This window comes from Lachnospiraceae bacterium oral taxon 500, assembly GCA_002999035.1.
Lineage (GTDB): Bacteria > Bacillota > Clostridia > Lachnospirales > Vallitaleaceae > W11650.
Map to the genome: position 1 here is coordinate 1,870,846 of CP027241.1, position 14,372 is coordinate 1,885,217.

The 14,372-nt window shown below is 41.5% G+C and carries 11 protein-coding genes and 1 pseudogene; 11 read left to right on the plus strand and 1 reads right to left on the minus strand.

From position 1 onward, the window contains the following. Positions 1 to 3: 3 nt before the first annotated feature. From C3V36_08555 to C3V36_08595, 9 genes and pseudogenes are all read left to right on the plus strand, one after another. Positions 4 to 897, plus strand: coding sequence for a sugar ABC transporter permease (locus tag C3V36_08555; GenBank protein AVM69288.1), 894 nt, complete (start codon positions 4 to 6; stop codon positions 895 to 897). Between the two features lie 236 nt (positions 898 to 1,133). Further along, positions 1,134 to 2,645: an ABC transporter substrate-binding protein gene (locus C3V36_08560; GenBank protein AVM69289.1), complete on the plus strand. Its 1,512-nt coding sequence runs from the start codon at positions 1,134 to 1,136 to the stop codon at positions 2,643 to 2,645. A 110-nt stretch (positions 2,646 to 2,755) separates the two neighbouring features. Beyond that, a complete protein-coding gene (locus tag C3V36_08565; protein AVM69290.1) occupies positions 2,756 to 3,745 on the plus strand; it encodes a glycosidase in 990 nt (329 codons plus the stop codon). 219 nt (positions 3,746 to 3,964) lie between these two features. Further along, the gene (locus C3V36_08570) at positions 3,965 to 4,654 is read left to right on the plus strand and encodes a DNA-binding response regulator (protein AVM69291.1); all 690 of its coding nucleotides are present in this window, start codon (positions 3,965 to 3,967) and stop codon (positions 4,652 to 4,654) included. Next, positions 4,647 to 5,660, plus strand: a complete 1,014-nt coding sequence (locus tag C3V36_08575; protein ID AVM69292.1) for a sensor histidine kinase — start codon at positions 4,647 to 4,649, stop codon at positions 5,658 to 5,660. The genes C3V36_08570 and C3V36_08575 overlap by 8 nt, the downstream gene beginning before the upstream one ends. A 354-nt stretch (positions 5,661 to 6,014) precedes the next feature. Beyond that, positions 6,015 to 6,767 (plus strand): ABC transporter ATP-binding protein, encoded by a 753-nt coding sequence (locus C3V36_08580; protein AVM69293.1) that lies wholly within the window; start codon positions 6,015 to 6,017, stop codon positions 6,765 to 6,767. Positions 6,768 to 6,854: 87 nt separating this feature from the next. Then, positions 6,855 to 8,897 (plus strand): hypothetical protein, encoded by a 2,043-nt coding sequence (locus C3V36_08585; GenBank protein ID AVM69294.1) that lies wholly within the window; start codon positions 6,855 to 6,857, stop codon positions 8,895 to 8,897. Between the two features lie 122 nt (positions 8,898 to 9,019). Continuing rightward, positions 9,020 to 9,163: a hypothetical protein gene (locus C3V36_08590; GenBank protein ID AVM69295.1), complete on the plus strand. Its 144-nt coding sequence runs from the start codon at positions 9,020 to 9,022 to the stop codon at positions 9,161 to 9,163. After that, a pseudogene (locus C3V36_08595) lies at positions 9,138 to 9,674 on the plus strand (recombinase). Before C3V36_08590 ends, C3V36_08595 begins: the two are co-directional and overlap by 26 nt. Before the next feature lie 20 nt (positions 9,675 to 9,694). On the opposite strand, the gene C3V36_08600 reads toward C3V36_08595, so the two are convergent. Continuing rightward, positions 9,695 to 10,657 (minus strand): AraC family transcriptional regulator, encoded by a 963-nt coding sequence (locus C3V36_08600; GenBank protein AVM69296.1) that lies wholly within the window; start codon positions 10,655 to 10,657, stop codon positions 9,695 to 9,697. A 225-nt stretch (positions 10,658 to 10,882) separates the two neighbouring features. Between C3V36_08600 and C3V36_08605 the strand changes: the two genes are divergently transcribed. Continuing rightward, positions 10,883 to 12,640: an ABC transporter ATP-binding protein gene (locus tag C3V36_08605; protein ID AVM69297.1), complete on the plus strand. Its 1,758-nt coding sequence runs from the start codon at positions 10,883 to 10,885 to the stop codon at positions 12,638 to 12,640. 3 nt (positions 12,641 to 12,643) lie between these two features. Further along, entirely contained in the window at positions 12,644 to 14,368 is a 1,725-nt protein-coding gene (locus tag C3V36_08610) for an ABC transporter ATP-binding protein (protein AVM69298.1), read from the plus strand. Positions 14,369 to 14,372: the final 4 nt, after the last annotated feature.

Sequence of the window (14,372 nt, forward strand, 5' to 3'; positions counted from 1 at the left end):
AAAATGAAGAAAAGAGCCTTAAATCAAATCAAGCCGGCGACAAACTTCATCTTTAATATTATCTTTGCTGTAGCGGCGGCTGTTTCGATTGTACCGGTTATTTTTGTGCTGATGATTTCTTTTAGTTCGGAGTTTTCGTTAAATCATTATGGTTACCGGTTCATCCCGACAGAGTTTTCGATGGCGGCCTATAATTATTTGTGGAGAGAGCGCCGGATTATTTTTAACGCCTTTGGGATTTCAGTGTTTGTTACAGTGGTCGGTGTACTTTTGGGTTTGGTTTTGACAACAACGATGGGCTATGTCCTATCACGGCGGGAATTTAAATTAAGAGGCTTTTATACCGGCGTTGTGTTTGTGCCGATGATTTTTAACGGCGGTATGATTGCCAGCTATGTTGTTATGGTTCATGTGTTGGGACTAAAAGACAGCATTTGGGCGCTGATTTTGCCGATTGCGGTTTCTTCCTTTAATATTATTATCTGTAAGACTTTTTTCCGCAGTACGATTCCCGATTCCATTATTGAATCCGGAAAAATAGACGGTGCTTCACAGCTTCAGATTTTCGGTCAGATTGTACTGCCGATTTCCAAGCCGGTTCTGGCGACCATTGGTTTATTCTTATCCTTTGGCTACTGGAATGACTGGTTTCAGGCGGCACTTTATATTACCAGCACGGAAAAGAACTCTTTGCAGTCGCTCTTAAATCAAATTTTGCAGAATGTGGAATATATGAACAAGCATCCGGAATATGCAACGGCGCTGCAAGAGCAGATTCCGTCCGAGTCAGTGCGGATGGCGATTGCGATTGTGGTTATTATACCGATTGCGCTGGCATATCCGTTCTTTCAAAAATATTTTATTACCGGCCTGACGATTGGTGCGGTTAAGGGCTGATACTTGAAAGATTATCAGGGCAGGTGGTGCGGCTGCTCGGAAAGGGCAAGTCTTTCCGCAGGGGAAAGCAAGTTAAGAAAGGGTATCAGATAGCAGCAGATACTTCCGGCAGCGGAAGGCTGTTTCTATAAAAAAATGTGGCGGCATTTTGAGTGCTGCTGTAAGGAAAGCCGATTTTGACATGCTGTGTCAGGCTTTCAGGAAAAATAACATGCAAAATAAAAGGAGGAAACAACATGAAGAAACTAATGGCGCTGATGTTGTCGCTGGTTATGGCTTTGTCTTTAGCGGCCTGCGGACAGACGACGGAACAGCCGAAAAAGGAAGACACCAAAAAGGAAAATACGGACAAACCGGAGACGAAAGACGAAAAGACGCCGGAAGCAAAGAATGATGAAAAACAGCCGGAAATGAACAAGGATATTGTTCCGTTAAAGTGGGTCTTAATCGGCGGCGGTCAGCCGAAGAATTATGATGCATGGAAAGAGCATATCAACAAGTATTTGGCTGAAAAAATCGGCGTAGAGTTGGATGTTCAGATTATTTCATGGGGTGATTGGGACAGCAAAAGAAAGCTGATGATTAACTCCAATGAGCCGTATGACATTATGTTCACCAATGTAGGAACTTTTGTTGACGATGTAAATGTAGGCGCTTTTGCCGATATTACCGAAATGCTGGATACCGTTCCGGAATTAAAGAAACTGATGCCGGAAAAATACTGGGATGCAGTCAAGGTAAACGGTCAAATCTATGGCGTACCGACCTACAAAGACAGCTCTTTGACCGGATATTTTATCTGGGATAAGGAAATGCTGGATAAGTATGAAGTAAAAGATGTAGAAAAATTAGATACCTTGGAAAAAGCCAAGGATACTTTGCAGAAGATGACGGACGGCGAAAAGAAGCCGGCTTTATATCTGACGACGATTAATAGTATTGATCCGATTGAGTTTTACGATGGCATGGGCTTAAATCTGCCGATTGGCGTTAAGATTGACGATGCTTCCCGCAAGGTAGTTAAGACTTATGAGCAGGAAAATATCATAAAGCATTATGAAACTTTGCACAGCATGTTTAAGAGCGGAATTATCAATTCGGATGCAGCGACCTTAAAGGAAATGCCGAAAATTCGGACTTTCTTCTGGGCACAGGGCTGGAGCGGTGCTGCTAAGACGGTTTGGGGTCCGCAAATGGGCAAAGAAGTAATAGCGATTCAAAACGGCGAAACGATTTTGACCAACGATACGGTTCGCGGTTCGATCAACTGTATTTCGGCGAATTGCAAACATCCGGAAAAGGCATTGCAGCTTTTACAGCTGGTTAATACCGATACTTATGTTCGGGATGCTTTCTTCTATGGCTTAGAAGGCGATAACTTTGATTATACTGCCGATAAAAAAGTACATAAGAATAATACCGATTGGAGCATGGCCGGTTATGCACAGGGAACTTTCTTTAATGTCAGTATGCTGGATGATGTTGATTTCAATCAATGGGACGAAGTAAGGGCATTAAACGAAAAAGCAATCGCTTCTGTTTTACTGGGCTTTAACATTAATACGGAAGAGTTTGAAGATGAATTGGCTAACTGCGCAGAAATTTTCAATAAGTACAGAGATCAAATCGTTACCGGTATAGGCGAACCGTCGGAAGTATTTGCGAAATTGGACGAAGAATTAGAAAAAGCTGGTATTCAGACGATTATAGAAAAAGTACAGGCCCAGATTGACGCAGCGTATAAATAAAACTGCTTGCCTGAACTGACGTAAAGTGTTAAGAGGGAATACCCGGAAAATATGTATGGTATGAACCGGTGTATTTCCTCTTTTCCTTAAAATGTGATAGGAGAAAAGAAATGGCAAAAATTATTGGACATGACCTGCCGAATATTCCGTGGGAAGAAAAACCGGCGAACTGCCGGGAGCCGATTTGGCGTTATAGCCGGAATCCGATTATTGGCCGGAATGTAAGCAAACGCTCGAACAGCGTGTTTAACAGTGCGGTTGTACCCCTTGGCGATGAATTTATCGGCGTTTTTCGGTGCGACAGCCGGTCGATTAGTATGGATATTTTCTTAGGCCGGAGCAAGGACGGACTTGATTGGGAAATTGAAAGTGAGCCGATTCAGTTTGTCGGCGCGGATAAAGAGATTCTGAATCGAGAGTATCGCTATGACCCACGAGTCTGTTTTTTGGAGGATCGCTATTATATTACCTGGTGCAACGGTTATCACGGACCGACCATCGGCGTGGCATATACTTTTGATTTTAAAGAGTTTATTCAGCTGGAGAACGCATTTTTACCGTTTAACCGCAACGGCGTGTTATTTCCCCGCCGGATTGGCGGCAATTATATGATGATGAGCCGACCCAGCGATAACGGTCATACTCCGTTTGGCGATATTTTTGTCAGTCAGTCAAAGGATTTGGAGTTTTGGGGCAGACATCGCTATATGATGGGGGCGGTCAAAGGGGATGTGTCGGCTTGGCAGTCAACTAAAATCGGGCCGGGGCCGATTCCGATTGAAACCGATGAAGGCTGGCTCTTGATTTATCATGGTGTCATTACTACCTGCAACGGTTTTGTCTATCGGATGGGAACAGCGCTGCTGGATTTGGAGGAGCCTTGGAAGGTGCTTAGCCGCAGCCGGGATTATTTGCTGGCGCCGTATGAATATTATGAATGTGTTGGCGATGTGCCGAATGTGGTCTTTCCCTGCGCTGCGCTGACCGATGCTGCCACCGGCCGGATTGCGGTATATTACGGCTGCGCCGATACCGTAACCGGTGTGGCGTTTACAACAATTGATGAATTATTAACATTTACGAAAGAAAATGCGATGTAAAATTGTTTGACAGTTTTTTACTTGCTGCCGGTTGGTTTAATTTCCGACTGGCAGCAGTTTTTTTATCCGCAAAGATAGGCGGTTGATTCCGTAAAATTGGCTGATTTGCTAATCTGACCATGCTTTCTGTAAAAATGTCAATAATCCCAAAAATCTTGACATTTCTTTGCAAATACCGTACGATACAAAAAAATAGTCTACAAAAAATGGAGAATACTTATGTATAAAATAATGCTAATTGAAGATGATCCGGTGATTGCCGGGCAGTTGGCCGATTTTTTAAGAAGCTGGAATTATGAGGTGGTGTTGGCGGTTGATTATACGGCGGTTTTGGCGGAATTCTGCCGGGAGATGCCGCAGCTGGTGCTGTTGGATATCAGCCTCCCCTATTATAACGGCTATTACTGGTGCGAGCAGATTCGCAAGGTATCGAAAGTGCCGATTATTTTTATTTCCGGACAGGCGGATAATATGAATATCATTATGGCGGTCAATCAAGGCGGCGATGATTTTATTGCCAAGCCTTTTGATTTGTCGGTGCTGGCGGCGAAAGTCAGCGCGCTGCTGCGCCGGACGTATGATTTCGGCGAAAGCAGCAGTTTTATGGAATATCAGGGCTTTATCCTGAACTTGGCGGAAGCGCGGCTTTTATATCAGGAAAGAAGTGTGGAGCTGACCAAGAATGAGTACCGCATTTTGCAGACTTTATTTGAAGCCGGCGGCTCGCTGGTCAGCCGGGAGGAAATGATGCGCCGGCTCTGGGAGAGTGAACTGTTTATTGATGATAATACCTTGACTGTGAATATGACCCGGCTGCGAAAAAAGCTGGAAAAAGAGCAGATTCCGGAAATCATTGAAACCAAAAAAGGAATTGGCTATCGGCTCGGAAAGGCAGAAAAAAATGAGTAAAATAGGAGAAACGCTGCGGGCTTATTTGGCCGACCGCTTGGGCGGGGCGCTGCTGTTTTTGGCTGAGGGCGCTGTGATATGGCTGGTATTGTGGTTGGGCGAAGTGGCAATGGATATCCGGGATTATATTCTGCTGCTGCATTTCGTGCTGTGGGGATTGGCGTTTTGTTTTGATTTTAGCAGCTACCACCGGCAGTACCGGTATTTGCAAAAGCTTCGGGATAAAAAGGGTGAGCTTGACCGGCAGGAAAACCGAATCGGTTTAGGGGATAAAAAGCTGTTTCAGCTTTGCGATGAGATCTTGGAAGAACAAAATCATCTGCTCCGTCAGCGGGAAGAGGAAGAAAAAAACCGGCTGAAATCGTATCAGGAATATTACAGTTTGTGGGTACACCAGATAAAAACGCCGATTTTTGCATTAGAGCTTTTGTTGCGCGGCGTAGCTGAGCCGGGACTTTCTTCGCAAATGAACGCGGAGCTTTTAAAAATCAAGGATTATACCCAGTTGGCGCTGCAATATATCCGGCTGGAGGATATGGCGGCTGATTTGGATTTAAAGACATACGCGCTGGAAAACATTGTTAAAAACCAGTTAAAAAAATATGCGCTGCTGTTTATCAACCGAAAAGTTCGGTTGGAGCTGGCGGAGTTTCAGCTGGATGTTATCACCGATGAAAAATGGCTGGCCTTTGTTTTGGGGCAGATTTTAACCAATGCCTTAAAATATACGGCGCCGGGTGGTCAAATTCGGATTTGGTTAAAAGACCGAACGCTGATCATTGCCGATACGGGACTGGGGATTCGGGCGGAAGATATCCCGCGTCTTTTTACCAAGGGCTTTACCGGCGACAATGGCCGGCGGCAAAAAGAGGCCAGCGGTATGGGCCTGTATTTATCGGCCAAGGTCATGCAGACTTTGGGTCATGCGATTTGGCTGGAGTCGGAGCAGGGGAAGGGAACACAGGTGTTTCTAAACTTCCCGGAGCAGTCTTTGCAGGAGTATTAAAGTTGTTTTATGCCTCTTTCTCATTACTGACGTGCAGGCGGTAGCCGCTGTTTGCGCGCATATGGGGAAGAGGATTTTATTTTTCGGTATTCGGTCTTTTAGCAGCTTATATGGCAGAGGACGGTTTCTTACAGTTAAACTTACGATTTTGTAAGATGAAACGGCTTTTTGTAAGTCAGCGGCAAGGACAAAAACGGAAAAACCGGATATAATATTTTCAGACAGAAGGAAAGCCGATGGCCAGAAAAACGCCTTAAAGCAAATCCAAAGAGGCGGCTTTCAGGCGCTCACAGAGGGAAGAAGCTTGCTTCAAACTTCGGAGAAAGCAGAAAAACAGACAAATGGGAGGAATTTATGAAAATATTGGAAGTTCGGGAATTACGAAAGGTATATACGACCAGGTTTAACTTAAATAAATGTGAGGCACTGCGCAGCGTCAGTTTTCAGGTGGAGCCGCAGGAATTCGTGGCGATTATGGGCGAGTCCGGTTCCGGGAAAAGCACCTTGCTCAATATTATTGCCTCATTGCTGAAACCGACCTCCGGTCAGATTTTGCTGAACGGCCGCGATATGGCGGAGGTGAAAGACAGCCAGCTGTCGGCTTTTCGGCGGGAGCACTTGGGCTTTGTTTTTCAGGATTTTAATTTGCTGGATAATTTCAGCGTTAAGGATAATATGCTGCTGCCGCTGGTACTGGCGCAAAAACCCTATCCGGAAATGATGAAAAAGGTAACGGAGGTGGCCGAACTTCTCCGGATCAGCGATTTGCTGGAAAAGTTTCCCTATGAGATTTCCGGCGGTGAAAAGCAGCGGACGGCGATCGGCCGGGCAGTTATTACTGCGCCGGAGCTGCTGCTGGCGGATGAGCCGACCGGGGCGCTGGATTCTAAAGCGTCGGAGCGGATTTTAAAATTATTTCAGCAGATTAACGAGAGCGGACAGACCATTTTGATGGTAACGCATAGTGTCCGGGCGGCCAGTAAGGCAAAGCGGGTGCTGTTTATCAAAGACGGTCAGGTATTTAACGAGATTTATAAAGCGGAGCAGAGCGATGATGATTTCTACCAAAGAATTATGAATACTCTGTCTGTTATGGCGAATAATTAACTCAACTTAAATAATGGATGATATAGAAACCAAGAAAGGAAAATAGACAGTGAATTTCCAGAGGAGTTCATTGTGAAAGGTGAGTAAATGAACAGTCGTTTTTTTTATCTTCAGTTGGCGCGGAATAACCTGAAAAGAAATCAGCGCAATTTTATTCCGTATTGGCTGTCCTGCGTGGTGGTAGTGGCGTTTTTCTTTAATTTGGCCAATTTGCAGAAAATTATAGGGGCAGCCGAGCATGTTTATGGCAATACGACGGTGGCTGGTATTTTGAGTTTTGGTACGGTGATTGTGGCGGTACTGGCGGCGATTTTTATTTTTTATGCCAATAGTTTTTTAATGCGGAACCGGAAAAAAGAGATTGGCTTGTATGGCATTTTGGGACTGGAAAAAAGACATGTGGCCAGGATGCTCTTTTATGAAAGCCTGGCGGTGGCTGTTACTTCGATTGCCGTTGGGCTTTTGCTGGGGATTGTTTTCGGTAAACTCCTGTTTTTGCTGATGGCCAAACTGATTCGCTATCAGGTTGGAGTTAGCTATATGATTTACGGCCAAGCAATCCTGTACAGTATTTTGGTGTTTGCGCTGCTTTTTGTGATGGTACTGATTTTTAATTTGATTTCTATGCACTTGACTGAGCCGATTGAACTGCTTAAAAGCAAGAATCAGGGCGAGAAGAAAATGCGTTTTGTGAAGCTGATAGCGTTGCTGGGGCTGCTTTGCCTATCCGGCGGCTATTATATCGCCATTGCCGTAACTGCCCCGCTGACGGCGCTGCTCCTCTTTTTTGTAGCGGTGCTGCTGGTAATTGCGGCGACGCATTACCTGTTTCGGGCGGGCAGCGTGGTGCTTTTGGGGGCATTAAAGAAAAACCGGCATTTTTATTATCGGCCGTCCAACTTTATTTCAACTTCGGCGCTGATTTACCGGATGAAGAAAAATGCAGCTGGCCTAGCCAATATTTGTATTTTAAGCTGTATGGTGATGGTGACGGTGGCTGGGACGGCGGCGGTCTACCATACGACCGAACGCCGAACGCAGGCGGAGTTTCCGACCGCTTACACGGCATCATGGGGGTGGCAAGAAGACAAGGACTGGTTTTCGCTTTATCGGGATGTGGTGCTGAAATATGCGGAAGAAAGCCATGTCACTGTCGACAGGCTTTATGATACGCAAAGGCTGGGGCTGATGGTGCAGGAAAAAGACGGTGGGTTTATCGGGGTACAGGGCTGGGACAGCAATGAAGCATCGACTTACCGGTATCTGTCTATTCTCCGGCAGGAGGACTATGCCAAAATTACCGGTGAAGATTTGCCGGTTTCTTTGCAGGGCAAAGAGATTGCACTGTCGACCGGGCAGGGCGAAAAACTGCCGGCTGAGTTTGTCCTAGAAGGGGTAAGCTATCCGGTCAAAACCGGACTAAATGAGGAAAAGCTAAAAGACGCGCGCATGGTCGGGCTATCCGGGCAGATTATTTTGCTGGTGGCCGGCGAGGAAGAACTGCGGGCGGTACGGACCAGCATAAAAGAAGCGCAGGCTGCGCGCTCCGATGTGCCGGAATTCAGCAGAGAAGCCTGCTGGATTGAGCAGACTATGTTTTTTGATGTCAAGGGCGATGCGGAAGCAATTGCTGAGTTTGAGCAAAAAGCTAAGGCCGGTACCGGTTTGCCGGAAGAAGAGCGGCCGTTGGGGCTGAGGATTCGGGAAGAGTATCAGGCGGAGTTATACAGTGCGAACGGGGGACTTTATTTTATCGGTATCTTTTTAGGGAGTCTATTTTTGCTGCTGACGGTTTTAATTATTTACTTTAAGCAAATTTCCGAGGGCGAGGAGGACAGAGAGCGTTTTGCTATCTTAAAGCAGGTCGGCTTATCGCAGCGGGAAGCTAAACAGGTGATTCACAAGCAGCTTTTAATGATCTTTTTCCTGCCGCTGGCGACAGCTATTTTGCATGTCAGCGTGGCGACCGTGATTATCGGCCGGATTTTGACGGTCAGCTTTGGGATTTTGACGGCGGAAGTGATTCCCTATATGGCAGTGACGATAGCGGTCTTTGCGCTTCTGTATCTGGTGGTTTATCTGTGGACATCAAGAGTGTATTATGTTACCGTTCAGACCAGCCGTTCGTAATGAGGTGAACGAAGAAAGAGCAGACCAGGGCTATTTTTTAAAACAAGAAAGACGAGGCAGAATGTACCGCCCCCAAAAGTTAGACCAAAAAATCTAAAGACAAGGACGATAAAAATCAGTGGATTATCGACGAAAAAGCGGCAGAGATTGTCCGAAGAATATTTCATCTGACAATGGACGGAAAAGGGCCCTATGCCATTGCAAGGATATTGGAAGCCGACAAGATAGATATACCCGCTTATGATACTGGAGAAGATACCGAATAACCGATATGAAATTCTAAACAATCAGTATGAAACCGAAGGGAACTTAGCAAAGAAATTGATGGGTTGGAAAAAGCCGTCAAGCGATACGAAAAAGAAACAGACAGAGCCAAAAAGTTTATCCGGTTGATTGAACGCTATGATAACTTTGACGAACTGACACCGACCATCATCAACGAGTTTGTAGAAAAAATCTTAGTCTACGAACGAGATCGAAAAGGCAGTCAAACCGCCAATCAGAAAGTCGAAATCTACTTCAACTTTATTGGTAACTATGAACCGTCGAAAGAAGAATTATCTGAAGAAGAAATGTAGAAATTAAAGGAGGAGGAAGAAAAAGAAAGAGCAAGAAAAGACAGGCTTCATCAAAACTACCTCAAGCGTAAAGCAAACGGCAAGCAAAAAGAATATGAGGACAGATATAGGGCAAGGAGAGAGGAGAAAAAAACAGGAGAAACTAAAGGTTTTGAAAAGAGCAGGGATACCGGTAAGTGAATATGAAAAGAGAGATTGAGGTTAATCAATCTCTTTTCATTATGAAGAACCGGTATTTTTTGTGTATTTTTTGATGTCTTTAGGGTAAAACCCTTTGTATTTTTTGAAACAGGTACTAAATTTACTGTGAGAGGAATATCCTACAGCTTCCGCTATATCCAGAATTCTAAGTGTGGAGTTCAACAAAAGAATTTCCGCCATATTCATTCGCCGTCTTTGAGTATATTCTGTAATTGTGCATTGATATTTTTGCTTAAATAATTTTTTTAGCTTTGTACCGCTCATAGTGGATATTTTTTCTAAAGTATCTTGTGAGATTGATGTTGCATAATGATCGTCTATATAATTAGCAACATTTTTCAAAGCTTCATCATCAGCAATTGATATAGGATTGTTGTATTTATTTAAAAATGAGTCTATTGTAATGCTTAGCCATTCTTTTGCCTTTGATTCAAAAAAGATTTCAGCAGCAGGAGATATCATCTTGCAATTAAGTATATCTTTTGCAATTCTTTCTAAAGGTTTGTTTATGATGGTACTGGTATTGAAAAATAAATCTTCATAGTTACAAACTTTATTTTTATAAGAGGACAGGCATTCATCTATCATAGATTGTTTGAAGTTTATGCCTATTCCTAAATATGGAGAATTTTTATGAAGTATGAACCTATAATTCTTAGAATTTTTTGTATTTATAATATAGAGTGAGTTTGAAGAAAGATTTTGATAAGGATTAAAACATTCTCCATTTGCAGTAACTAAATAAGAGGAGTAAAAGGAATAGAAATTATCCAAGCCGGAAAAACTTGTATGGATAATTTCTTTTTTTATGAAGACATCATGGATGTCGATTGTAAAATTTTCTCCTTCATAAAACCAAAATATGCCTTCTGCATCATCCGTATCGAAACGGAATGTATGCCCTACAGCGGAGTATTTTGTATTACCCACACATTCATCTGTAGAAAAAAAGCTTTTAACGAAGTTATAAAAATCACTCATAGAATGCCTCCATCCTTATATTTTATCCCAAACAGACATTATCCCGAATAGACATAGTTATCTGTGTTTAATTGATTAAAATTCTCATTTATTATACAATAAATAAGAGATAAAAACAAGGAAAAGGCATGTGTATTAAAGATGAATTAAAAACAAGTTCATGCAATTAGTCTGGAAAGGCTATTTTTAGAGCTTATTGATTTCAAGAAAAGGAGGAGTTATTCAGTGGAGAATAAGAAAAAATCAATACTGAAAAGATTAATGCCTTACGGTGGTAAAAAAAGTTTTTTGCTGTATATTGCTATGGTTATGTCTGCTGTATCAGGAATCATGGTTTTGATGCCTATGGTTTATATTCATAGAATTGTAAATAACTTAATTTTGAACGGGGCGGTAAATTTTGATTATGTAAAGGAAAACTCGATATATGCGGCAGTCTTTGCCGGAATTGGTCTATTTATATACTTAATAGGTCTAATTTTATCTCATATTTTTGCATTTGAAGTGGAAGATAACATTATTAAGAGTTCAGTGACAAAACTAATAAACAAACCGCTTGGGTATTTCGATGACAAAGAAAGCGGAAGGATAAGAAATGTCATTGTATCCGGAGCTTCTGAAACCCATTCTTTTTTAGCACATCAACTTCCTGATATGGCGATGACGATTATATCACCGATCGTTCTAATTGTGTTTTTCTTTATGTTTAACTGGAAGTTAGGACTTGCCAGCATGATACCGATGATTATCGGCATGACATTAATGTCATCAATGATGACAGCCGAAACCAAGAAAATGAAAGATGAGTATTATGCAGAGCTTTCCAACTTATCTTCTCAGACTGTGGAATATGTTAGAGGAATTCCGGTTGTTAAAACATTTGCGCAAAGTGTTGAGAGTTTTGATAAGCTATATGCCTTAATCATAAAAATAAAAGATAATGTACTTAAACTTACTATGAGTTACACGAATAAAATGTCATGGTTTGAAACAGTTTCTACATCGACTGCATTTTTCTTAGTGCCTGTGGCATTACTCTTAATAAAATTTAATGGAAACTTATCTAATGTAGTTGCAGATTCTGTTATTTACTTTCTGATAGGACCGGCATTTGCTATTTTTATTATGAGAACTGCGACGATTACACAATTCAGCTACTTTGCAGAACTTGCTTTAGATAAAATTGAAAAGATACTTGAATTTGATGATTTTGTTTATGGAGATAAGACAAGTTCAGAGGTTGGGATAGAATTCAAAAATGTAAGCTTTTCTTATGGCGGCGAAAATGTCTTAGATAATATTTCATTTAAAGTAAACAAGGGAGAACGAGTTGCTTTAGTTGGAATGTCGGGCAGTGGTAAAACCACTGTAGCAAGGCTTGCTGCCAGATTTTATGATATTAAATCAGGTGAAATTTTAATTGGTGGGGTTCATATAAAGGATTTTGAAAAAGAGGCTTTGATGAAAAAAATCGCTTTTGTTTTTCAAAATTCCAAGCTATTTAAAATGAGTTTAAGAGATAATCTTTTGCTCGCAAAACCTGATGCGCTGGATAAAGAAATAGATAGTGCTTTGATAAGTTCAGGATCTAAAGATATTGTTCAGGGTTTGGAAGAGGGACTCGATACGGTTTACGGGACAAAAGGCACATATTTTTCGGGCGGAGAAGCTCAAAGGCTTTCTATAGCGAGAGCGTTTCTAAAAGACGCAGATATTATCATTTTGGACGAAGCCACAGCTTTTGCAGATCCTGAAAATGAACATTTGATTCAGGAGTCTTTTAAGAAGCTGTCAAAAAATAAGACAACACTAATGATCGCTCATAGATTATCTACAGTAATCGATGCGGACAAGATTCTCGTTATTGATAAGGGAAAAATTGTAGAAGAAGGCAAGCATGCAGATTTAATAGATATAAATGGGCATTATAAAAAGCTTTGGGATGAATATCAGAGATCCATAAATTGGAAGATAGGAGGTTAAAATATGGTTTCTTATTTTATGAAACGCTATGCCATGTCGGAAAAAGGAGCGATTAACTTAAAAAAAGCCATCCTTTCGCACACCCTTGTTAATTTAACAAAATTATTTTCGCCCATCATTGCCTTTATGTTTTTATTCCAGTATATAGGCATTTTAAAAGGCGTTGAGAGCTATAATTTTACTCCTGTTCATTATATGGCACTAATTGTAGTGATGATGATAGTGATGTTTTTAATAGCAAGGTGGGATTATGTAAGGCTTTACACCAATGTGTACAACGAGAGTGCAAGTTCAAGAATTGATTTGGCGGAAAGATTAAAGAAATTACCTCTTTCTTATTTTGCTAAAAGAGATTTGGCAGACCTTGCTGAAACCATGATGAATGACATGAACTTATATGAAACAATTTTTTCTCACGCTGTACCTCATATATATTCAACGGCTATCTCCACAAGCATTATTGCTTTCATGCTCGTTATCTATAATTGGAAGCTTGCGCTTGCAGCGTTATGGGTGATTCCTATTTCCATCCTGATAATATTCTTAACAAAGAAAAGCCAGAAGAAAATAGTACAAAGCTGGATAGACGATAACCGCATGGTATTTGATGATTTACAGGAAAAGATAGAGCAGATTGAACAAATAAAATCTTACAATTTAGAAGAACGAATGCTGAATGATTTTTTTGAAAAATTAAACAAATCCACAAAACAGAAAACGAAAGGGGAAGTTGTTGCCGGAACGCTTACAGGAGTAGCTACTGCAATTTTAAAGCTTGGAATTATAAGTGTTGCCGTTATCGGAGTAAACATGCTTATGGCAGGTGAGGTAAGTGTGCTGGTTTATATAGCTTTTCTAATGCTGACAACAAGCATTTATCTTCCTATAGAAGGAATCATCACCTTCATGTCCATGATAGTTATGCTTGATGCTGTTGTTGGAAGAATAAAGGAAATAAAAACTATGCCTGTCCAAGAGGGTAAAAAGCATATGAACATCAAAAATTATGATATTGAGTTCAAGGATGTTCATTTCGGTTATGATGATTATTCCGTTATAAACGGTGTGAGTTTTACGGCAAAGCAGGGTGAAATTACGGCTCTAATCGGCTCAAGCGGAAGTGGAAAAACAACACTTACCAAGCTTGCTGCAAGATTTTGGGATGTAGATAAGGGGGAAATCTCTATAGGCGGAGAGGATGTAAGTGAGATTGATCCGGAAGTACTCCTTAAAAATTTCTCTATAGTATTTCAAGATGTTACTCTCTTTAATTCAAGCATCAAAGATAATATAAAAATCGGTAAAAAAGGAGCTACGGACGAAGAGATTGTAAGAGCAGCTAAAATAGCAAGATGCTATGAATTTATTAATAAAATGCCGGAAGGGATAGATACCATAATAGGGGAGAATGGACAAAGACTTTCAGGAGGAGAAAGACAGAGAATATCCATAGCAAGAGCTATTCTGAAAGACGCACCGATTATACTTCTCGATGAGGCTAGTGCTTCTCTTGATGTTGAGAATGAGAGTTTTATTCAAGAAGCACTGTCCGAACTTATAAAAGAAAAGACGGTTATGGTAATTGCCCATAGATTAAGAACGATTAGAAATGCAGATAAAATCGTTTTGTTAAATGCTGGGAAAATAGAAGCCATGGGAACTGATGATGAACTTTGTAAAAGTTCAAAATATTATAAAAATATGTTAGAAAAATCTATCGCAGGTTAAGGAG